At 69.0% G+C, this 20,332-nt stretch carries 18 protein-coding genes; 17 read left to right on the top strand and 1 reads right to left on the bottom strand.

Annotation, left to right across the window (positions count from 1 at the left end):
- Positions 1-429: 429 nt before the first annotated feature.
- The 6 genes from ACFJGV_RS02085 (at position 430) to ACFJGV_RS02060 (ending at position 5,262) form a co-directional block, all read left to right on the top strand.
- Positions 430-564 carry a hypothetical protein gene (locus ACFJGV_RS02085; RefSeq protein WP_378146467.1) on the top strand — a complete coding sequence of 45 codons (135 nt, stop codon included), beginning with the start codon at positions 430-432 and terminating at the stop codon, positions 562-564.
- A 203-nt stretch (positions 565-767) separates the two neighbouring features.
- Complete coding sequence (rpsA, locus tag ACFJGV_RS02080) at positions 768-2,213, top strand: 30S ribosomal protein S1 (protein ID WP_378146465.1); 1,446 nt, start codon at positions 768-770, stop codon at positions 2,211-2,213.
- Positions 2,214-2,380: 167 nt separating this feature from the next.
- On the top strand, positions 2,381-2,983 hold the full coding sequence (gene coaE, locus ACFJGV_RS02075) for a dephospho-CoA kinase (protein ID WP_378146463.1): 603 nt from the start codon (positions 2,381-2,383) through the stop codon (positions 2,981-2,983).
- Positions 2,956-3,750: a LamB/YcsF family protein gene (locus ACFJGV_RS02070; protein WP_378146461.1), complete on the top strand. Its 795-nt coding sequence runs from the start codon at positions 2,956-2,958 to the stop codon at positions 3,748-3,750. The genes coaE and ACFJGV_RS02070 overlap by 28 nt, the downstream gene beginning before the upstream one ends.
- Complete coding sequence (locus ACFJGV_RS02065) at positions 3,747-4,367, top strand: allophanate hydrolase subunit 1 (RefSeq protein WP_378146460.1); 621 nt, start codon at positions 3,747-3,749, stop codon at positions 4,365-4,367. The genes ACFJGV_RS02070 and ACFJGV_RS02065 overlap by 4 nt, the downstream gene beginning before the upstream one ends.
- Positions 4,360-5,262 (top strand): biotin-dependent carboxyltransferase family protein, encoded by a 903-nt coding sequence (locus ACFJGV_RS02060; protein ID WP_378146458.1) that lies wholly within the window; start codon positions 4,360-4,362, stop codon positions 5,260-5,262. The genes ACFJGV_RS02065 and ACFJGV_RS02060 overlap by 8 nt, the downstream gene beginning before the upstream one ends.
- A gap of 111 nt (positions 5,263-5,373) precedes the next feature.
- Here the strand turns inward: ACFJGV_RS02060 and ACFJGV_RS02055 are convergent, their stop codons facing one another.
- On the bottom strand, positions 5,374-6,399 hold the full coding sequence (locus ACFJGV_RS02055) for an ATP-dependent 6-phosphofructokinase (RefSeq protein ID WP_378146456.1): 1,026 nt from the start codon (positions 6,397-6,399) through the stop codon (positions 5,374-5,376).
- A gap of 141 nt (positions 6,400-6,540) precedes the next feature.
- On the opposite strand from ACFJGV_RS02055, the gene uvrB reads away from it, so the two are divergent.
- From uvrB to ACFJGV_RS02000, 11 genes are all read left to right on the top strand, one after another.
- Positions 6,541-8,610, top strand: coding sequence for an excinuclease ABC subunit UvrB (uvrB, locus tag ACFJGV_RS02050; RefSeq protein WP_378146454.1), 2,070 nt, complete (start codon positions 6,541-6,543; stop codon positions 8,608-8,610).
- 178 nt (positions 8,611-8,788) lie between these two features.
- Positions 8,789-11,680 carry an excinuclease ABC subunit UvrA gene (gene uvrA / locus ACFJGV_RS02045; RefSeq protein ID WP_378146452.1) on the top strand — a complete coding sequence of 964 codons (2,892 nt, stop codon included), beginning with the start codon at positions 8,789-8,791 and terminating at the stop codon, positions 11,678-11,680.
- 3 nt (positions 11,681-11,683) lie between these two features.
- Positions 11,684-13,573, top strand: a complete 1,890-nt coding sequence (gene uvrC / locus ACFJGV_RS02040; protein WP_378146450.1) for an excinuclease ABC subunit UvrC — start codon at positions 11,684-11,686, stop codon at positions 13,571-13,573.
- An 84-nt stretch (positions 13,574-13,657) separates the two neighbouring features.
- Positions 13,658-14,533, top strand: coding sequence for an RNase adapter RapZ (gene rapZ, locus ACFJGV_RS02035; protein ID WP_378146449.1), 876 nt, complete (start codon positions 13,658-13,660; stop codon positions 14,531-14,533).
- A 47-nt stretch (positions 14,534-14,580) separates the two neighbouring features.
- The gene (gene whiA / locus ACFJGV_RS02030; RefSeq protein WP_378146448.1) at positions 14,581-15,558 is read left to right on the top strand and encodes a DNA-binding protein WhiA; all 978 of its coding nucleotides are present in this window, start codon (positions 14,581-14,583) and stop codon (positions 15,556-15,558) included.
- 151 nt (positions 15,559-15,709) lie between these two features.
- Positions 15,710-16,336 (top strand): superoxide dismutase, encoded by a 627-nt coding sequence (locus ACFJGV_RS02025; protein ID WP_378146447.1) that lies wholly within the window; start codon positions 15,710-15,712, stop codon positions 16,334-16,336.
- Between the two features lie 96 nt (positions 16,337-16,432).
- Entirely contained in the window at positions 16,433-17,440 is a 1,008-nt protein-coding gene (gene gap, locus ACFJGV_RS02020) for a type I glyceraldehyde-3-phosphate dehydrogenase (RefSeq protein ID WP_378146445.1), read from the top strand.
- A 13-nt stretch (positions 17,441-17,453) separates the two neighbouring features.
- Positions 17,454-18,665: a phosphoglycerate kinase gene (locus tag ACFJGV_RS02015; RefSeq protein ID WP_378146444.1), complete on the top strand. Its 1,212-nt coding sequence runs from the start codon at positions 17,454-17,456 to the stop codon at positions 18,663-18,665.
- A complete protein-coding gene (gene tpiA, locus ACFJGV_RS02010) occupies positions 18,659-19,447 on the top strand; it encodes a triose-phosphate isomerase (protein WP_378146443.1) in 789 nt (262 codons plus the stop codon). The genes ACFJGV_RS02015 and tpiA overlap by 7 nt, the downstream gene beginning before the upstream one ends.
- A 97-nt stretch (positions 19,448-19,544) precedes the next feature.
- On the top strand, positions 19,545-19,796 hold the full coding sequence (gene secG, locus ACFJGV_RS02005) for a preprotein translocase subunit SecG (protein ID WP_378146442.1): 252 nt from the start codon (positions 19,545-19,547) through the stop codon (positions 19,794-19,796).
- Positions 19,797-19,843: 47 nt separating this feature from the next.
- A complete protein-coding gene (locus tag ACFJGV_RS02000) occupies positions 19,844-20,206 on the top strand; it encodes an RNA polymerase-binding protein RbpA (protein WP_085019491.1) in 363 nt (120 codons plus the stop codon).
- Positions 20,207-20,332 lie beyond the last annotated feature (126 nt).

Below are 20,332 nucleotides of genomic sequence, written 5' to 3'. Positions count from 1 at the left end.
CGCGATCTCGCCGGAAGACCCCATCCGCGTGACTCGTGGATGCACGCCGTCGCTCGCGGCTTGCGTTCGTCTCCTCAGTCCCCCCTTCACCGGGGCGAATGGCGACTGCGCACGCTCGATCAGATCGAGGTTGCGGGTGGAGCCTCCCTCCCGCTCACGGGAGGGAGGCTCCGCACGGTCGTCGTCGACAGGGGCTCCGAGACCGACGTGAGTTGGGGTGCCGGGGGAGATTGGGTGGTGATGCCACTGGTCGCCCTCCCTCCTCGCGACGATCCTCGTGTGTCCGGATACCGCCGACTCGCGCGCGAAGACGTCCTTCCCCCGGTCATCATCTGGAAGGTGACCGGGTTGGGAGCAGACGTCGTCATAGACGGGCACGCACGAATGGCGGCGGCGATGGACATGAACGCGCCACTGACCATGATCCGCTTGGAGCGACGCAGCGTCTCGTCTCCATCCACCGTGCCGACGTGGGCCTGGCCGTATCCCGGTGGGCCGTCGGCCTGGGATGCAGACTGCCTGGAGAGCAACCCCGGATTCCTCGACGACGAGCTCGACTCCTGAGCAGCTCGCCGAGGGAATCATCGCCGCCCGCCGGGCGTTGAGGAGAGGGCATGGGAGCTCGATGGCCGGTTGTGCCCGCCCGATCCCGCGCGCTAAGCTAGACCGTCACTCTTGTGACTTCTATCCGCTTGCCTGTCGCGGAACAACACGATGAAGATCAAAGCGCCAGGCCTGATCCCTGTCCAATACGGAGCACCTACTACATGACAATCGCAACGACCGAAAAGGCAGCCAAGCAGGTCGCCATCAACGACATCGGTTCCGCTGATGACTTCCTGGCCGCGGTCGAGAAGACTCTGAAGTTCTTCAACGATGGAGACCTCATCGAGGGCACCGTCGTGAAGATCGACCGCGACGAGGTCCTCCTCGACGTCGGTTACAAGACGGAGGGCGTCATCCCTTCGCGTGAACTCTCCATCAAGCACGACGTCGACCCGACCGAGGTCGTCAAGGTCGGCGACAACGTCGAGGCCCTCGTTCTCCAGAAGGAGGACAAGGAAGGCCGCCTCATCCTGTCGAAGAAGCGGGCTCAGTACGAGCGCGCCTGGGGCGACGTCGAGAAGATCAAGGAGGCCGACGGTGTCGTCACCGGTTCGGTCATCGAGGTCGTCAAGGGTGGCCTCATCGTCGACATCGGCCTCCGCGGCTTCCTCCCGGCCTCGCTCATCGAGCTGCGCCGCGTCCGCGACCTCACTCCTTACCTCGGTCAGGAGATCGAGGCGAAGATCCTCGAGCTCGACAAGAACCGCAACAACGTGGTCCTGTCGCGCCGTGCCCTGCTCGAGCAGACCCAGTCCGAGAGCCGCACCACGTTCCTGAACAACCTCCACAAGGGTCAGGTCCGCAAGGGTGTCGTGTCGTCGATCGTCAACTTCGGTGCGTTCGTCGACCTGGGTGGCGTCGACGGTCTCGTCCACGTCTCCGAGCTCTCCTGGAAGCACATCGAGCACGCCTCCGAGGTCGTCGAGGTGGGCCAGGAGGTCACCGTCGAGATCCTCGAGGTCGACCTCGACCGTGAGCGCGTGTCGCTCTCGCTCAAGGCGACGCAAGAGGACCCGTGGCAGGTCTTCGCCCGCACCCACGCCATCGGGCAGGTCGCTCCCGGAAAGGTCACCAAGCTGGTGCCGTTCGGTGCGTTCGTCCGCGTGGCCGACGGCATCGAGGGTCTGGTCCACATCTCCGAGCTCTCCGGCAAGCACGTCGAGCTGGCCGAGCAGGTCGTATCGGTCGGCGAGGAGGTCTTCGTCAAGGTCATCGACATCGACCTCGAGCGTCGCCGCATCAGCCTCTCGCTGAAGCAGGCCAACGAGTCCGTCGACCCCGAGGGCACCGACTTCGACCCGGCGCTCTACGGCATGCTCACCGAGTACGACGAGCAGGGGAACTACAAGTACCCCGACGGCTTCGACCCGGAGACCAACGAGTGGAAGGAAGGCTTCGAGGCCGAGCGCGAGAAGTGGGAGCAGGAGTACGCTGCCGCCCAGGCTCGCTGGGAGGCCCACAAGAAGCAGGTCGCCACGTCGGCCGCCGAGCACGCCGTCGAGGCGCCCGGTTCCTCCTCCTACACGAGCGAGACCTCCGGCTCGGGCACGCTGGCCGACGACGAGACCCTCGCCGCTCTCCGCGAGCGACTCTCGTCGAACAACTGAGTCCAGCGACTCCACAGCACCACACGGAAGGCCGTCCCGAGAGGGGCGGCCTTCCGCCGTTCCCGGCGACCGCCGCGAAGAATGCAGGGGCTCAGGCGCGTCGTCCACCATTGCGGTCCGAAGAGCCTGCGCCCCTACATTTTCCGCGTCCTCGATAGCATGAGGGCATGCTCACGGTAGGGCTCACGGGCGGCATCGCCGCGGGCAAGTCGACGATCACGAAGCGCCTGCGCGAGCTCGGCGCCATCACGGCGGATGCGGACAAGCTGTCGCGCGAGGCTGTCGAGCCCGGCACGCCAGGGCTGGCGCGCATCCGCGAGCGGTTCGGCGACGCGGTCATCGACTCCGACGGGCGCCTCGATCGCGCCGCGCTCGGTGCCGTCGTGTTCGCCGACGACGCCGCCCGTGCCGACCTCAACGCGATCGTGCATCCGGCCGTCGGTGCGCTCACGGCGCAGCGGCGGGCCGAGGCCGCGGCGACCGGGCCCGATGCCGTGTTCGTCTACGACGTGCCCCTCCTGGTCGAGACCGGCGGACGCCGCGACTTCGACGTCGTCATCGTCGCGGAGGCGCCGGAGGCGGTGCGGCTCGAGCGTCTCATGCGCATCCGCGGTCTCTCGCAGGAGGAGGCGGAGCGGCGCATCGCCTCGCAGGCCACCGATGCCGAGCGGCGCGCGATCGCCGACATCGTGATCGACACCGGCGGCACCCTCGACGAGACGCTGGCGCAGACGGATGCCGCGTGGCAGCGCATCCGGGAGTCGTCGTGACGACGATCGACCTGAACGCCGACCTGGGCGAGTCGTTCGGGGCCTGGCACATGGGCGACGACGCGCGGATGCTCGACGTCGTCACGAGCGCGAACGTCGCCTGCGGGTTCCACGCGGGTGACCCCACGGGAATCCTCGAGACCCTCAGGGCCGCCGCCGACCGCGGGGTGTCGGTGGGCGCACACGTGGGCTACCCCGATCTCCGCGGGTTCGGACGGCGCACGATCGACGTCCCCGCCGCCGATCTCACTGCCGACACGATCTATCAGATCGGCGCCCTGCAGGCGCTGGCGCGGGCAACCGGCACACGGGTGGCTTACGTCAAGCCGCACGGGGCGCTGTACAACCGCATCGTGCGCGACGACGTCCAAGCCCGTGCCGTGGTCGACGGGATCCTCGCGGCCGACGACGCGCTGCCGCTCGTCGGCCTGCCGGGTTCCATCACTCAGCAGGTCGCGGAGTCGGTCGGGCTCGCGTTCGTGGCCGAGGCCTATGCCGACCGCGGCTACCGACCCGACGGCACGCTCGTACCGCGGAGCGAGCCGGGCGCCGTCCTGCACGACGCCGACGCGATCGCGCGTCGGATGGTCGGGCTCGTCGTCGACGGCTCCGTCGAGGCTGTGGATGGGTCCCTCGTCTCGGTGTCGGCCCGGACCATCTGCGTGCACGGCGACACCGCCGGCTCGGTGGGGATCGCCGTCGCGCTCCGCACCGCGCTGGAGCGCGCAGGCGTGCACCTCGCGCGGTTCGCGTCGGCGGTCGCGTGACGGGGTACGCCGTCCTCCCGGTGGGGGAGTCGGCGCTGCTGGTCGACGGACTCGCCTCGACCGATGTGCTCCCGCTCTACGACGCGCTGCGTCGGAGCCCGGGGGTCATCGACCTCGTGCCGGCGGAGTCGACCCTGCTGGTCGTGTTCGACCCCGCGGTGGTCTCGCGCGCCGCCGCTGCGGCGGTCGTCAACGAGGCGTGGCGGGTTCGGCGGGTGGCGGCCGCGGCGGTCATCGGCGACGACGTCGTGATCCCGGTGCGGTACGACGGACCGGATCTCGCTGTCGCGGCCGCCCTGCTCGAGACGGGCATCGACGAGCTCGTCGAGCAGCACACGACGCTCACGTTCACCGCCGCCTTCCTCGGGTTCGTCCCCGGTTTCGCCTACCTCGCGGCAGACGGCGATCCACTCACGCTCCCACGCCGCGACACCCCGCGCACGGCGGTGCCGGCGGGGTCGGTCGCGCTCGGCGGACGGTATTGCGGCATCTACCCGAGAGAGTCGCCGGGCGGGTGGCACCTCATCGGGAGCACAGACGCGACTCTCTGGGATGAGCACCGCGACCAGCCCGCTCTCCTCGCGCCGGGTACGCGCGTGAGGTTCCGTCGTGCGTGACGGGGCCGGCGCACCGGCGTTGGAGGTGCTGTCTCCCGGACCGCTGGCCCTGCTGCAGGATCACGGGCGGCCCGGGTACGCGCACCTCGGGGTCACCGAGTCCGGCGCGGCAGACCTGGGCGCCTTCGATGCGGCGAACCGTCTGGTCGGCAACCTCCCGGGCGCGCTCGTCGTCGAGACGCTGCTCGGCGGCTGGCGGATGCGCGCCCTCCGCACCGTGCGTGTCGCGGTCGCGGGGGCGTCGGTGTCCGTCCTGGTCAGCCGGGACGGGCGCACAGTCGAACATCCGGTCGGCTGCGCTCTCACCCTCGAAGCGGGGGACGAGCTCGAGTTCGGCGCCCCGCCCCAGGAGCTGCGGAGCTACCTGGCGGTCAGGGACGGCATCGCCGCGCCGCTCGTCCTGGGAAGCGGCTCGTCCGACACGCTCAGCGGCCTCGGACCGCCGCCTCTGCGCGCCGGTGACATCCTGAAGCTGGCGTCGCAGTCCGGACCCTGGCCTGCGGCGGACATGATCGCGACCTGGATCGGGAGGGTTCGCGCGGAGATAGCGGTGCTCCCGGCCCTCCTCGGCCCGCGCGATCACCTGCTGAGCGGCGAGGGCCTGACTGCCCTCGGGTCGACGACGTGGACGGTCAGCCAGGATTCGAACCGCGTGGGCGTGCGTCTCTCCGGCCCGCCGCTCGAGGTCGTGGGCGACGCGGGACAGCTCCCGAGCGAGGGCGTGGTCGCCGGCAGCGTCCAGCTACCGCCCGACGGCCGGCCCGTCCTCTTCCTCCGCGACCACCCGGTCACGGGCGGCTACCCCGTCGTCGCCGTCCTCACCCGGGCGGCGCAGGACGCCGCCGCGCAGCTGCGCCCCGGCGACCGCGTCCGCCTCGCCCCGGCGCGCCGCTGACCCGCCACCCAGACGCCGCTCACGGCAGAAAGGTCGCCTCAGACCTGACACGAGGCGATATACGCGCCATGTCGGCTCTGAGGCGACCTTTCGACGGTGACCTCGTGGGGATCAGCCGAAGAGCATCGCCGCCTCGTCGTAGCGGTGCTGCGGTACGGTCTTCAGCGCGGTGAGCGCCTCCTCGAAGCCCACGCGCTCGATCTCCGTGCCACGCAGCGACACCATGTTGCCCCAGGCGCCGTCCTGCGCCAGGTCGCTCGACGCCATGCCGAGGCGGGTGGCGAGCACACGGTCGTACGCCGTCGGCACGCCGCCGCGCTGGATGTGGCCGAGCGTCGTCGCGCGCGTCTCGATCCCGGTGAGCTCCTCGATCATCGGCGCGAGGCGCTCGCCGATCCCGCCGAGGCGCGGCCGCCCGAAGGCGTCGAGCCCGCGCTCGGAGTGCGCGTCGTCGGCGTGGTTGGGGACCCAGCCCTCCGCCACCACGACGAGGGGCGCCCGGCCGCGGTCGGCCGCGCTGCGCACCCACGCGCCGATCTGCTCGAGGCTGGTCTTCTGCTCGGGGATGAGGATGGCGTGCGCGCCGGCCGCCATGCCCGAGTGCAGCGCGATCCAGCCCACGTGCCGGCCCATGACCTCGGCGACCATGCAGCGGCTGTGCGAGTCGCCGGTGGTGCGGAGGCGGTCCATCGCCTCGGTGGCGATCTCGATGGCGGTGTCGAAGCCGAACGTGTAGTCGGTGCCGTTGAGGTCGTTGTCGATCGTCTTGGGGACGCCCACGATCTTCAGCCCCACATCCGTCAGCCGCTTCGCCGCCGCGAGGGTGCCCTCACCGCCGATCGCGATGATCGCGTCGATGCCGAGCCGGTCGAGAGTGGCCTGGATGCGCTCCGGCCCACCGTCGCCCTCGAACGGGTTGGTGCGGCTGGTGCCGATGATGGTGCCGCCCTCCTTCGCGATGCCGCGGACGGCGAGGCGGGGGAGGTCGATGATGTCGCCGGCGACGACGCCGCGCCAGCCGTCGCGGAAGCCGACGAACTCCTGGCCGTTGATCTCGGTGCCCTTGAGGACCGCGCCGCGGATGACCGCGTTGAGCCCGGGGCAGTCGCCGCCCGAGGTGAGGATTCCGATTCGCATGTGTGTGGTCACGCCCCTGTGGTGGTGGTCACGGGGTGTCGTCCGCTCGTGCGGCGTCGACCCCGCGGTGGTGGATGTGGCCGGGCTGAGTGGTCCACTGGCCCCCGGCCCGATGTCGGTGGCCCGACCTAAACTTATTGCATGGAACCGACCCGCTCCGTTCGGCCCTTCGAGGTCATCAGCGAATACGAGCCGAGCGGCGACCAGCCCAACGCGATCGCCGAGCTCGCCGGCCGCATCAACGCCGGCGAGACCGATGTGGTGCTGCTCGGCGCCACCGGTACCGGCAAGTCCGCCACGACCGCGTGGCTCGTCGAGGCCGTGCAGCGGCCCACGCTGGTGCTCGCCCACAACAAGACGCTCGCCGCGCAGCTCGCCAACGAGTTCCGCGAGCTGCTGCCCAACAACGCCGTCGAGTACTTCGTCTCGTACTACGACTACTACCAGCCCGAGGCCTACGTCCCGCAGACAGACACCTTCATCGAGAAGGACAGCTCGATCAACGCCGAGGTCGAGCGGCTCCGGCACTCCACCACCAACTCGCTGCTGTCGCGCCGCGATGTCGTCGTGGTGTCCACCGTGTCCTGCATCTACGGCCTGGGTACGCCCGAGCAGTACATGAACGCCATGGTGGCGCTGCAGGTGGGGCAGCGGGTCGACCGCGACTGGCTCATCCGCCGGTTCGTGTCGATGCAGTACCAGCGCAACGACGTCGACTTCTCGCGCGGCAACTTCCGCGTGCGCGGCGACACCATCGAGATCATCCCGGTCTACGAAGAGCTCGCCCTCCGCATCGAGATGTTCGGCGACGAGATCGAAGCGCTGTACAGCCTGCATCCGCTCACCGGAGACGTGGTGCAGAAGCTCGACGCCGTGTCCGTCTTCCCCGGTTCGCACTACGTCGCCGACACGAACGTCATGCACCGCGCGATCGAGACCATCCAGGTCGAGCTCGAGGAGCGCCTCACCGAGCTCGAGCGCCAGGGCAAGCTGCTCGAGGCGCAGCGGCTGCGCATGCGCACCACGTTCGACCTCGAGATGATGCAGCAGATCGGCTTCTGCTCGGGCATCGAGAACTACTCCCGTCACATCGACGGGCGGATGCCGGGGGAGGCCCCGCACTGCCTGCTCGACTACTTCCCCGACGACTTCCTCGTCGTGATCGACGAGTCGCACGTCACCGTGCCGCAGATCGGCGCGATGTACGAGGGCGACGCGTCGCGCAAGCGCACGCTGGTCGAGCACGGCTTCCGCCTGCCGAGCGCGCTCGACAACCGCCCGTTGAAGTGGAACGAGTTCAAGGATCGGGTGGGCCAGACGGTCTACCTCTCCGCGACCCCGGGGCGCTACGAGATGGGCATCGCCGATGGAGTGGTGGAGCAGATCATCCGCCCCACGGGCCTCGTCGACCCCGAGCTGATCGTCAAGCCCTCGAAGGGGCAGATCGACGACCTGCTCGAGGAGATCCGCCTCCGCGTCGAGCGCGACGAGCGCGTGCTCGTCACCACGCTCACGAAGAAGATGGCGGAGGAGCTCACCGACTTCCTCACCGAGGCCGGCGTCCGGGTCCGCTATCTGCACTCGGATGTCGACACCCTCCGCCGGGTCGAGCTCCTCACCGAGCTGCGGGCGGGTGTGTACGACGTGCTCGTCGGCATCAACCTGCTGCGCGAGGGCCTCGACCTGCCCGAGGTGTCGCTGGTCGCGATCCTCGACGCCGACAAGGAGGGCTTCCTCCGGTCCTCGACGTCGCTCATCCAGACCATCGGTCGCGCCGCCCGCAACGTGTCGGGCGAGGTGCACATGTACGCCGACAAGATGACCGACTCGATGAAGCTGGCCATCGAGGAGACCGACCGTCGCCGCGAGAAGCAGGTCGCCTACAACACGGCGAACGGCATCGACCCCCAGCCGCTCCGCAAGCGGATCGCCGATATCACCGAGGCACTGGCCCGCGAGGGGGCCGACACAGCCGACCTCTTGCGCGAGCGCGCCGGCCGCGGCAAGAAGAGCCCCACGCCGAGCCTGCGACGCGAGGGTCTCGCCGCGTCGGGAGCCAACGAGCTGGAGTCGATCATCGCCGACCTCAACTCGCAGATGCTCGAGGCCGCTGCCGAGCTCAAGTTCGAGCTGGCCGGCCGCCTCCGCGACGAGGTCTCGGAGTTGAAGCGAGAGCTCCGCCAGATGGAGCGCGCCGGCCACGTCGCCTGAGTCCGGCTCGCCGGTTTTCAGGACCCGCGCCCGTACTCAGGGCACATCGTCCTGAGAACGGACGCGGGCGGGCGGTACTCCTGAGAACGGACGGCCCAACAAGGTGCGCCGGGTGCACAGGGGTGCGCCGGGGGCGAACGGCGGCGGCGGTGTCGGTGGTGGAACGTAGACTTTCGGGGTGTCGATTTCGAGCGTGAACGCAGGCCAAAAGCTCACCGTCAGCGGTGCCCGGGTGCACAACCTCCGGGATGTCGACCTCGAGATCCCGCGCGACTCGATGGTCGTGTTCACGGGCCTCTCGGGGTCGGGCAAGTCCAGCCTCGCGTTCGACACGATCTTCGCCGAGGGGCAGCGTCGTTACGTCGAGAGCCTGTCGGCGTACGCGCGCCAGTTCCTGGGTCAGGTCGACCGGCCCGACGTCGACTTCATCGAGGGCCTGAGCCCGGCGGTGAGCATCGACCAGAAGTCCACCAACCGCAACCCGAGGTCGACGGTCGGCACGATCACCGAGATCTTCGACTACATGCGTCTGCTGTGGGCGCGCATCGGCATCCCGCACTGTCCCATCTGCGGTGAGCGGATCGCCGCGCAGACCGTGCAGCAGATTGCCGATCAGCTGATGGAGCTGCCGGAGCGCACCCGCTTCATGGTGCTGAGCCCGGTGGTGAGCCAGAAGAAGGGCGAGTTCGTCGACCTCTTCAAGGAGCTGTCCGGTCAGGGCTACTCGCGCGCCATCGTCGATGGCGAGATGATCCAGCTCACCGAGCCGCCGAAGCTGAAGAAGCAGTTCAAGCACGACATCTCGGTCGTCATCGACCGTCTGGTCGCGGGGCCCGACATCCTCACCCGCCTCACCGACTCGCTCGAGACGGCGCTGCGCCTCACCGACGGCATCGTGCAGGTCAACTACGTCGATGAGAACGGTCCGGAGGCGTGGCAGACCTTCTCCGAGAAGCTCAGCTGCCCCAACCAGCACCCGATCCAGCTCACCGAGATCGAGCCGCGCACGTTCTCGTTCAACGCGCCCTTCGGCGCCTGCCCCGAGTGCTCCGGGCTCGGCACGCGGATGTCCGTCGACCAGGACCTCCTGCTCGGCGATGAGGACCTCAGCATCCAGGACGGCGTCATCATCCCCTGGACGACCCAGGGCAAGGGCCTGTTCCAGTACTACGAGAAGCTGCTCGCCGGCCTCGCCCGCGACCTCGACTTCTCGCTGAAGACCCCGTGGAAGAAGCTCAGCCCCGAGGTGCGCGAGGCGATCCTCCGCGGCAACGACTTCGAGGTGAAGGTCCGCTGGAAGAACCGGTGGGGCCGCGAGATGAGCTACTCCTCGGGCTTCGAAGGCGTCATGCCCTACATCGAGCGCCAGTTCGCGCAGGCCGACTCCGACTCCCAGCGTGCGCGCTGGGGCGAGTACCTCCGCGAGGTGCCGTGCCCCGTCTGCGACGGCAAGCGCCTCAAGCCCGAGGTGCTCGCGGTCACGGTGGCCGACGTCAGCATCGCCGATGTCACGCAGTACTCGCTCACCGACGCCCAGGACTTCATGGCCCGGCTGACCCTGACCGACCGCGAGGCGATGATCGCGGCGCAGGTGCTGCGCGAGATCCGCGCCCGCCTCGACTTCCTCATCGAGGTCGGCCTGGGCTACCTCGACCTGGCGCGGAGCGCCGGCAGCCTCTCCGGAGGCGAGGCTCAGCGCATCCGCCTTGCCACGCAGATCGGATCGGGCCTCACCGGTGTGCTGTACGTGCTCGACGAGCCGAGCATCGGCCTGCACCAGCGAGACAACCGCCGCCTCATCGAGACGCTGGTCAAGCTCAAGAACCTCGGCAACACGCTGATCGTCGTCGAGCACGACGAAGACACCATCCGCACCGCCGACTGGATCGTCGACATCGGCCCCGGCGCAGGCGTGAACGGCGGCACCGTCGTGCATTCCGGCGGGTACGAGGCGCTGCTGCGCAACACGAAGTCGCTCACGGGTGACTACCTCGCGGGTCGCCGCGAGATCGCCACACCCACGAAGCGCCGCAAGATCGACAAGAAGCGCATGATCTCGGTCGTCGATGCGCAGGCCAACAACCTGAAGAGCGTCACGGCCGACTTCCCGCTCGGCGTGCTCACCGCGGTCACGGGGGTGAGCGGATCGGGCAAGTCGAGCCTCGTGAACGACATCCTGTACCGGGTGCTCGCCAACAAGCTCAACGGCGCCCGCAAGCTGCCGGGCAAGCACAAGCGCGTCACGGGTCTCGACCAGCTCGACAAGGTCGTGCACGTCGACCAGGCGCCCATCGGCCGCACCCCGCGCTCGAACCCGGCGACCTACACCGGTGTCTTCGACCGCATCCGCAACCTCTTCGCCGACACGGCGGAGGCGAAGGCACGCGGCTACCTCGCGGGCCGCTTCAGCTTCAACGTCAAGGGCGGCCGCTGCGAGGCGTGCGCGGGCGACGGCACGATCAAGATCGAGATGAACTTCCTGCCCGACGTCTACGTCGCCTGCGAGGTCTGCGGCGGCGCGCGCTACAACCGCGACACCCTCGCCGTGCACTACAAGGGCAAGAACATCGCCGAGGTGCTCGACATGCCGATCAGCGAGGCGGCCGAGTTCTTCGAGCCGATCTCCGCGATCCACCGCTACCTGAAGACCCTCGTCGAGGTCGGTCTCGGCTACGTCCGCCTGGGCCAGAGCGCGACCACGCTCTCCGGCGGCGAGGCGCAGCGCGTGAAGCTCGCCACCGAGCTGCAGCGCCGGTCGAACGGCCGCAGCGTCTACGTGCTCGACGAGCCCACCACGGGCCTCCACTTCGAGGATGTGCGGAAGCTCCTCCAGGTGCTCAACGGACTCACCGACAAGGGCAACACCGTGATCGTCATCGAGCACAACCTCGACGTCATCAAGAGCGCCGACTGGATCATCGACATGGGTCCCGAGGGCGGCTCCGGCGGTGGCACGATCGTCGCCGTCGGAACGCCTGAACAGGTCGCGAAGAACCCCGCGAGCCACACCGGGATGTTCCTCGACGAGATCCTGAACGGAGACCCGCAGCAGGCGAAGCGAGCATCCTGACCCATGGCAGACACCGTCCCGTACCGGCCGAAGGCGGGGGAGATCCCCACCCAGCCGGGTGTCTACCGGTTCAAGGATGCGCAGGGCAGGGTCCTCTACGTCGGCAAGGCGAAGAACCTCCGCGCGAGGCTGAGCAACTACTTCCAGCCGCTGCGCAACCTCCACGAGCGCACCCGGCGCATGGTCACCACCGCGTCGAGCGTGGAGTGGACGGTCGTCGGCACCGACATCGAGTCGCTTCAGCTCGAGTACACGTGGATCAAGGAGTTCAACCCTCCGTTCAACGTCAAGTTCCGCGACGACAAGACGTACCCGTTCATGGCGATCACGCTGGGCGATGAGGCTCCGCGCGTGATGGTGACGCGCAACCGGCGCATCGCCGGCGCGAAGTACTTCGGGCCGTATCCGAAGATCTGGGCGGTGCGCGACACGATCGACTTGATGATCAAGGCGTTCCCCATCCGCACCTGCTCCGACTCCAGCTACAAGCAGGCCATGCAGTCGGGTCGCCCGTGCTTCCCGGGGCAGATCGGCCGCTGCGGCGGGCCGTGCTCGGGCAAGGTGACGATCGAGGAGCACCGGAGGATCGTCGACGACTTCGTCTCGTTCATGAACGGGGGAGACCGCCGCTTCGTGAGGCAGGCCACCGACCGCATGAAGGAGGCCGCCGCACGCCAGGAGTACGAGGCGGCGGCGAAGTACCGCGACCAGCTGCAGGCCCTCGAGGCGGTGCTCGAGAAGAGCGCCGTCGTGCTGCGCGAGGGTGTCGACGCCGACCTGTTCGCGATCGAGCACGACGAGCTGGCGGCGAGCGTGCAGCAGTTCATCGTGCGCGGCGGCCGCATCCGCGGTGAGCGCGCATGGACGGTCGACAAGGAGCTCGACCTCGACACCGGCGAGCTGGTCGACTCGATCCTGCAGGCGGCGTACGAGGGGCAGGACCCGCCTCGCCGCATCCTCGTGCCCGCGCTTCCCGACGACGTCGACGAGCTCGAGGCGTGGCTCGCCGAGCGGCGTGGGCCGGGCAAGAAGGTCACGATCCAGACCCCGCAGCGCGGCGAGAAGGCGTCGCTCATGCAGACGGCGTCGATGAACGCGAAGAACAACCTGATGCTCTACAAGATGCGGCGGTCCTCCGACTTCGTCGCACGCTCGCAGGCGCTCACCGACATCCAGGATGCGCTGGGAATGGACGAGGCTCCTCTCCGGATGGAGTGCTACGACGTCTCGCACCTGTCGGGCACGAACATCGTCGCCTCCATGGTCGTCTTCGAAGACGGCCTGCCCCGCAAGGACCAGTACCGCCGCTTCACGATCGCCGACTCGACCGACGACACCGAGTCGCTGTATCAGGTGCTCACCCGGCGCCTCGCGTACCTCAAGGAGGATCGCGAGGCGCCGCTCGAGCGGCCCGATCCCACGGCAGAGGGCGAGCAGCAGTCGCAGCGCCGCCGCAAGTTCTCGTACCCGCCGCAGCTCCTCATCGTCGACGGCGGCCAGCCGCAGGTCGCGGCGGCCCGCCGAGCCCTGGAGGAGTCGGGGGTGGAGGGCATCACGCTCGCGGGCATCGCGAAGCGTCTCGAGGAGGTGTGGCTGGCCGACAGCGACTACCCGGTGATCCTCCCGAGGTCGAGCGAGGCGCTGTTCATGATCCAGCGCATCCGCGACGAGGCGCACCGCTTCGCGATCACCCATCAGCGCACGAGGCGCAAGCGCGACATCACGAGCGTCCTCAGCGAGATCCCGGGCCTCGGCCCGTCTCGGGTGAAGGAGCTGCTCAAGCACTTCGGCTCTGTGAGCGAGCTGAAGAAGGCGGATGCGACGGCCATCGCGGAGGTGAAGGGCATAGGTCCGGCCCTCGCGACCACGATCGAGTCCACCCTCGCCGGGTAGGCTTAGCTCCACAGCGCGCAGGCGCGGTACCCGATGCGCCCGGCGGACCCCCAGAACAGCCCGGGACGGAACGAGAATCGAGAGATGTCAGACGCCCCCCAGCAGCAGGAAGTCCTGATCGTCACGGGGATGTCGGGCGCGGGTAGGTCGACGGCCGCCAACGCGCTGGAGGACCTCGGGTGGTACGTCGTCGACAACCTCCCGCCGCAGATGCTGCGTCCGCTGGTCGACCTCGCCGAGCACGCCGGCTCGACGCTGCCGCGCATCGCGGCCGTGGTCGACGTCCGCGGCCGCGACTTCTTCTCCGATCTCCAGGGCATGATCCAGTCGCTCCGCGAGGGAACGCAGCTCCGCGTGCTCTTCCTCGAGGCCACGGATGCGGCGCTGGTCCGCCGCTTCGAAGCGGTGCGGCGACCGCATCCGCTGCAGGGCGACGGCACGCTGCTCGACGGCATCTCTGCCGAGCGGGCACGGCTGCGTCCCATCCGCGAGTCGAGCGACATCATCATCGACACCTCCGACCTCAACGTGCACCAGCTCGCCACCGCGGTGCAGGAGCGGTTCAAGACCGCGGCGACGGCGGGCGTGCAGGTCACGGTCATGAGCTTCGGCTTCAAGTACGGCGCCCCCGCCGACGCCGACCTCATCGCCGACGGCCGCTTCCTGCCGAACCCGTTCTGGATCCCGGAGCTGCGCCCTCACACGGGCCTCGACGACGACGTCAGCGAGTACGTCCTGGGGCAGAACGGCGCGCGCGAGTTCCTCGATCAGTACGCGAAGGCGCTCGAGCCGGTGCTCGCCGGCTACCAGCGCGAGAACAAGCGGCACGCCACCGTCGCCGTCGGATGCACCGGCGGCAAGCACCGCTCGGTCGCCCTCGTGCGTGAGCTGGCCGATCGTCTGGCGTCGTACCCTGGAGTGGTCGTCAGCGTGAAGCACCGCGACCTCGGGCGGGAGTGACCGGCGCACCTCGCCGCCCCGTCCGCAACAGTTAGGAAGAACATCTCGTGGCCCTCACCGCCGAAGTCAAGGACGAGCTCGCCAAGGTCGTGGTCGGGAAGACCACCGTCCGAGCCGCCGAGCTCGCGACCGTCCTGCGATTCGCCGGGGGACTGCACATCATCTCGTCGCGCATCGCGATCGAGGCCGAGCTCGACACCCCCGACATCGCCCGCCGCGTCGTCCGCGACCTGGTCGAGCTCTACGGTGTGAAGGCCGACGTGTCGCGCCTGGCGCCGTCGGGGTCGCGCCGTGAGCCGTACTTCCTCGTGCGTGTGCTCGACGGCGGCGAGACCCTGGCCCGGCAGACCGGGCTGCTGGATGCGCGGCGCCGCCCGATCCGCGGCCTCCCGAACCGGCTCACCACGGGCGGGCGCGATGACCTCGCCGCCATCTGGCGCGGCGCGTTCCTCGCCACCGGAACCCTCACCGACCCCGGACGATCGGCGTCGCTCGAGGTCGCCGCGCCGGGCAACGAGGCCGCGATGGCCCTCGTCGGGGCCGCGGCGCGCCTCGGCGTGCCCGCGAAGGCCCGGGAGGTTCGTGGGGTGCACCGTGTCGTCATCCGCGACGGCGAGGCGATCGCCGCCATGCTCACCGTGATGGGCGCGACCGAGACCGTGCGGGCGTGGGAGGAGATGCGCCAGCGCCGCGAGGTGCGCGCCACCGCGAACCGGCTGGTCAACTTCGACGACGCGAACCTCCGCCGTTCCGCGCAGGCCGCCGTAGCCGCCTGCGCCCGGGTGGAGCGCGCCATGGAGATCCTCGGGCCGGAGATCCCGGACCACCTCAAGTACGCGGGCGAGCTGCGCCTGTCGCACCGCAACGCCAGCCTCGACGAGCTCGGCCACTTCGCCGACCCGCCCATGACCAAGGACGCGATCGCCGGCCGCATCCGCCGTCTGCTCGCCATGGCCGACAAGCAGGCCATCGATCGCGGCATCCCCGGCACCGACGCGAACCTGCCGCCGGACTTGGACGACTGAGCCCTCGACGACTGTGCGCTGCCTGGCAGCGGCCTTCGCAGGACGTCATTCTTCGGTCCGGTCCCCGGCGCACCTCGATAGACTGTAGAGGTCACTCACAGCCGCCGTTCGGCTCTCGGTCGGCGGCCTCTACCACGAGGAGATCGATTTCATGGCTGAGTACACTCTGCCGGACCTGCCGTACGACTACGCGGCTCTCGAGCCGCACATCAGTGCGACGATCATGCAGCTCCACCACGACAAGCACCACCAGACCTACGTCACCGGTGCCAACACCGCCATCGCCCAGCTGGCCGAGGCTCGTGAATCCGGCAACCTCGCCTCCGTGAACAAGCTCGAGAAGGACCTCGCGTTCAACCTCGGCGGTCACGTCAACCACTCGATCTTCTGGACGAACCTCTCGCCCGAGGGCGGCGACAAGCCGACCGGCGAGCTCGCTGCGGCGATCGACGACGCGTTCGGCTCGTTCGACGCCTTCGTCGCACACTTCACCGCCGTCGCGCTCGGTGTGCAGGGCTCCGGCTGGTCCGTCCTCGCGTGGGACGTGCTCGGCCAGCAGCTCACCGTCTTCCAGCTCTTCGACCAGCAGGGCAACGTGCCGTTCGGTCTCGTGCCGCTGCTCATGCTCGACGTCTGGGAGCACGCGTACTACCTCGACTACAAGAACGTGCGCGCCGACTACGTCAAGGCGTTCTGGAACATCGCGAACTGGGCCAACGTCCAGGCTCGCTTCGACGCCGCCCGTGAGAAGACCTCGGGCCTGCTGGTACTGTCGTAACGACGCCGGAGGGCGAGCCGCGCGCTCGCTCGGCTCGCCCTCTCTCACTGGCCATCCACCACCTGCCCAGTCGGGCTGAAAAACAGGAGCATCACGTTGTCCGTAAAGATCGGCATCAACGGGTTCGGCCGCATCGGTCGCAACTTCTTCCGCGCAGCGCTCGCGAAGGGGAGTGACCTCGAGATCGTCGCGGTCAACGACCTGACCGACAACAAGGCACTCGCCCACCTCCTCAAGTACGACTCGATCACCGGCCGCCTCGACGCGACCGTCGAGCTCGACGGCGACAAGATCGTCGTCAACGGCAAGCCGATCATCGTGCTGGCCGAGCGCAACCCGTCCGACCTGCCCTGGGGCGAGCTGGGCGTCGACATCGTCATCGAGTCGACCGGCCGCTTCACCAAGTCGGAGGATGCGCGCAAGCACATCGAGGCCGGCGCCAAGAAGGTCATCGTCTCGGCTCCCGCCACGGGCAGCGACGTCGCGACCCTCGTCCTCGGTGTCAACGAGGGCACCTACGACCCCGCGACGCACGACATCATCTCGAACGCGTCCTGCACCACGAACTGCCTGGCCCCGCTGGCCAAGGTCCTGCTCGACAACTTCGGCATCGAGCGCGGTCTCATGACCACGGTCCACGCCTACACCGCCGACCAGAACCTGCAGGACGGCCCCCACAGCGACCTCCGTCGCGCCCGCGCCGCCGCGCTCAACATCATCCCCACCTCCACCGGTGCGGCGAAGGCCCTCGGCCTCGTCATCCCCGAGCTCGTGGGCAAGCTCGACGGCTACGCCCTGCGCGTGCCGGTGCCGACCGGTTCGATCACCGACCTCACGGTCGAGCTGACCAACCCGGCCACGGTCGAGGAGATCAACGCGGCGTACAAGAACGCCGCCGAGGGCGACCTCAAGGGCATCCTCAGCTACACCGAGGACCCGATCGTCTCGAGCGACATCGTCTCCGACCCGCACTCGTCGATCTTCGACGCGGGCCTGACCAAGGTGATCGGCAACCAGGTCAAGGTCGCCTCGTGGTACGACAACGAGTGGGGTTACTCGAACCGTCTCGTCGACATCACCGAGTACGTCGCCGACCGTCTCTGAGCCTCATCACCTCGTGACTCTGCGCACCCTCGATTCGCTCGGATCGCTGGCGGGCAAGCGGGTCGTCGTCCGGTGTGACCTCAACGTCCCTGTGAAGGACGGAGCGATCACCGACGACGGCCGCGCCCGCGCATCCGTGCCCACCCTGTCCGCCCTGCTCGAGCAGGGCGCCCGCGTCGTCGTGATCAGCCACCTCGGCCGACCCGACGGCGCTCCCGACCCGAAGTACACCCTCGAGCCGGTCGCCACCCGCCTCGGCGAGCTGCTCGGCCGGAAGGTCGCCTTCGCGACCGACACGGTCGGCTCCTCGGCCGAGGAGACCGTCGCCGCACTCGGCGACGGCGAGATCGCCGTGCTCGAGAACCTCCGGTTCAACCCGGGGGAGACCAGCAAGGACGCGGGGGAGCGGAAGGCGTTCGCGGAGAAGCTCGCCGCGTTCGGCGATGCGTTCGTCTCCGACGGGTTCGGCGTCGTCCACCGCAAGCAGGCGAGCGTCTACGAGCTCGCCGAGCTGCTGCCGAGCGCCGCAGGCCTCCTGATCGCCGAGGAGCTCGGCGTGCTCGAACGCCTCACCGAGAGCCCGGAGCGGCCCTACACGGTGGTGCTGGGCGGCTCGAAGGTCTCCGACAAGCTCGGCGTCATCGGCCATCTGCTCCCGCGTGTCGACACCCTCCTCATCGGCGGGGGGATGCTGTTCACCTTCCTGGCCGCCAAGGGCTACCCGGTCGGCTCGAGCCTGCTCGAGAAGGACCAGATCGACACGGTCACCGGGTACATGGCGAAGGCCGAGGAGCTCGGCGTGAAGCTCGTGCTCCCCACCGACGTCGTCGTCGCCTCGAAGTTCGGTGCGGATGCCGACACCGCGGTCACCGCGGCCGACGCCATCGAGGACACACCCTTCGGCGCATCCGGACTGGGTCTCGACATCGGTCCCGAGACCGCTCAGGCGTTCGCCGAGGCCGTCGCCGGGTCGAAGACCGTGTTCTGGAACGGCCCCATGGGCGTGTTCGAGCTCGAGCCGTTCGCGGCGGGCACTCGCGCCGTGGCACAGGCGCTCACCGAGGTCGACGGGCTGTCGGTCGTCGGCGGAGGAGACTCCGCCGCCGCCGTCCGCGCGCTCGGCTTCTCGGACGATCAGTTCGGCCACATCTCGACCGGAGGCGGTGCCAGTCTCGAGTTCCTCGAGGGCAAGCGTCTCCCCGGACTGGAGGTACTCGGATGGTGAGCACCCGTACCCCGCTGATCGCGGGCAACTGGAAGATGAACCTCGACCACCTGCAGGCGATCGCCTTCGTGCAGAAGCTCGCCTGGACCCTGGGCGACGCCAAGCACGACTTCGGCGACGTCGAGGTGGCCGTATTCCCGCCCTTCACCGACCTGAGGAGCGTGCAGACCCTCATCGCAGCCGACAAGCTCGAGCTCGCCTATGGCGGTCAGGATGTCTCGGCGCACGAGTCCGGGGCGTACACGGGCGAGATCTCCGCGTCGTTCCTCAAGGCGCTCGACGCAGGCTACGTCCTCATCGGCCACTCGGAGCGTCGCCAGTACCACGCCGAGTCCGACGAGATCGTCGCGGCGAAGGTGAAGGCGGCCGTCGGCAAGGGGATCGTCCCGATCGTCTGCGTGGGCGAGACCAGCGACGACCTCGAGAAGCACGGGGCCAGCGCGGTTCCGGTCTCGCAGCTCCGTGCCGCGCTCGACGGGCTCCCGAAGGGCACCGACGTCGTCGTGGCGTACGAGCCCGTCTGGGCCATCGGCTCGGGCCAGGCCGCGACGGCCGAGCAGGCCGAGCAGGTCTGCGCGGCGCTCCGCGAGGTGGTCAAGGAGTCGCTCGGAGACGACGCGGCCGCGGCCACGCGCATCCTCTATGGCGGATCGGTGAAGTCGGGCAACATCGCCGGCTTCATGCGCGAGCCCAACGTCGACGGCGCGCTCGTCGGCGGGGCGAGCCTCGACGTCGACGAGTTCGCGGCGATCGTGCGCTACAAGAAGCACGTCGGGGTCTGACACCCGGCGCTCGGGTTCGGGTTTCCCCGCAGCCGCGGGTTATACTGTTTCGGCTGCGGGGGCCTGTGCCCTCCTCTGCTCTCGAAAGGCCCTTTCTGTGGAAATACTCCAGGTCGTCCTCCAGGTGGTCCTCGCCATCACGAGTCTCCTGCTGACCCTGCTGATCCTCCTGCACAAGGGCCGCGGTGGCGGTCTGTCCGACATGTTCGGCGGCGGCATCACCTCGAACCTGGGTGCCTCGGGCGTGGCTGAGCGCAACCTCAACCGCATCACGATCATCCTGGCGCTGGTCTGGGTCGCGTGCATCGTCGTGCTCGGCCTCATCACCAAGTTCTCGGCCGGCATCTGAGTGCCGCAGCTCGACCTGAACGTGCTCTCTAAGGATTAGGGGATCCCATGGCTTCTGGTGGCAGTGCAATCCGCGGCTCGCGCGTCGGCGCCGGTCCGATGGGCGAACAGGACCGCGGCTATCACGCCGAGCGCGTGGCCGTCTCGTACTGGGATGCGCTCGGCAACGAGACCGTCCGGTACTTCGCGGCCAACGTGCCCGACGAGGAGATCCCCGAGACGATCGACTGCCCGGCCTCGGGTCTGCCCGCGGGCCGCGACAAGGCGAACCCGCCGTCGGTCGCCAAGCTCGAGCCCTACAAGACGCACCTCGCGTACGTGAAGGAGCGCCGCTCGCCCGAGGAGGCCGAGCAGCTCCTCGACGACGCACTCCAGCAGCTCCGCGCCCGCCGTGGCACGGTCGCCAGCTGATACAGCTTCGCTGAAACCCGAAGGGCCAGTCGCACAACGGCGTGCGGCTGGCCCTTCGGCGTTCCTGCGCCACCGCTGCCGGCGGCGTCGCCCCGACACCGGAAAGCCGAAGCCCCGCTCATGGAG

Origin of the sequence: Cnuibacter sp. UC19_7 (assembly GCF_042699995.1) — a bacterium.
In the GTDB taxonomy this organism is placed as follows: domain Bacteria; phylum Actinomycetota; class Actinomycetes; order Actinomycetales; family Microbacteriaceae; genus Cnuibacter.
This window is presented reverse-complemented; position numbering and strand designations above follow the sequence as displayed.

What these genes read in the sequence shown, in the direction of transcription:
- rpsA (WP_378146465.1), top strand. Translation starts at nt 768, where the DNA reads ATGACAATCGCAACGACCGAAAAGGCAGCCAAGCAGGTCGCCATCAAC.
- coaE (WP_378146463.1), top strand. Translation starts at nt 2,381, where the DNA reads ATGCTCACGGTAGGGCTCACGGGCGGCATCGCCGCGGGCAAGTCGACG.
- ACFJGV_RS02055 (WP_378146456.1), bottom strand. Translation starts at nt 6,399, where the DNA reads ATGCGAATCGGAATCCTCACCTCGGGCGGCGACTGCCCCGGGCTCAAC.
- uvrB (WP_378146454.1), top strand. Translation starts at nt 6,541, where the DNA reads ATGGAACCGACCCGCTCCGTTCGGCCCTTCGAGGTCATCAGCGAATAC.
- uvrC (WP_378146450.1), top strand. Translation starts at nt 11,684, where the DNA reads ATGGCAGACACCGTCCCGTACCGGCCGAAGGCGGGGGAGATCCCCACC.
- rapZ (WP_378146449.1), top strand. Translation starts at nt 13,658, where the DNA reads ATGTCAGACGCCCCCCAGCAGCAGGAAGTCCTGATCGTCACGGGGATG.
- ACFJGV_RS02025 (WP_378146447.1), top strand. Translation starts at nt 15,710, where the DNA reads ATGGCTGAGTACACTCTGCCGGACCTGCCGTACGACTACGCGGCTCTC.
- tpiA (WP_378146443.1), top strand. Translation starts at nt 18,659, where the DNA reads ATGGTGAGCACCCGTACCCCGCTGATCGCGGGCAACTGGAAGATGAAC.
- ACFJGV_RS02000 (WP_085019491.1), top strand. Translation starts at nt 19,844, where the DNA reads ATGGCTTCTGGTGGCAGTGCAATCCGCGGCTCGCGCGTCGGCGCCGGT.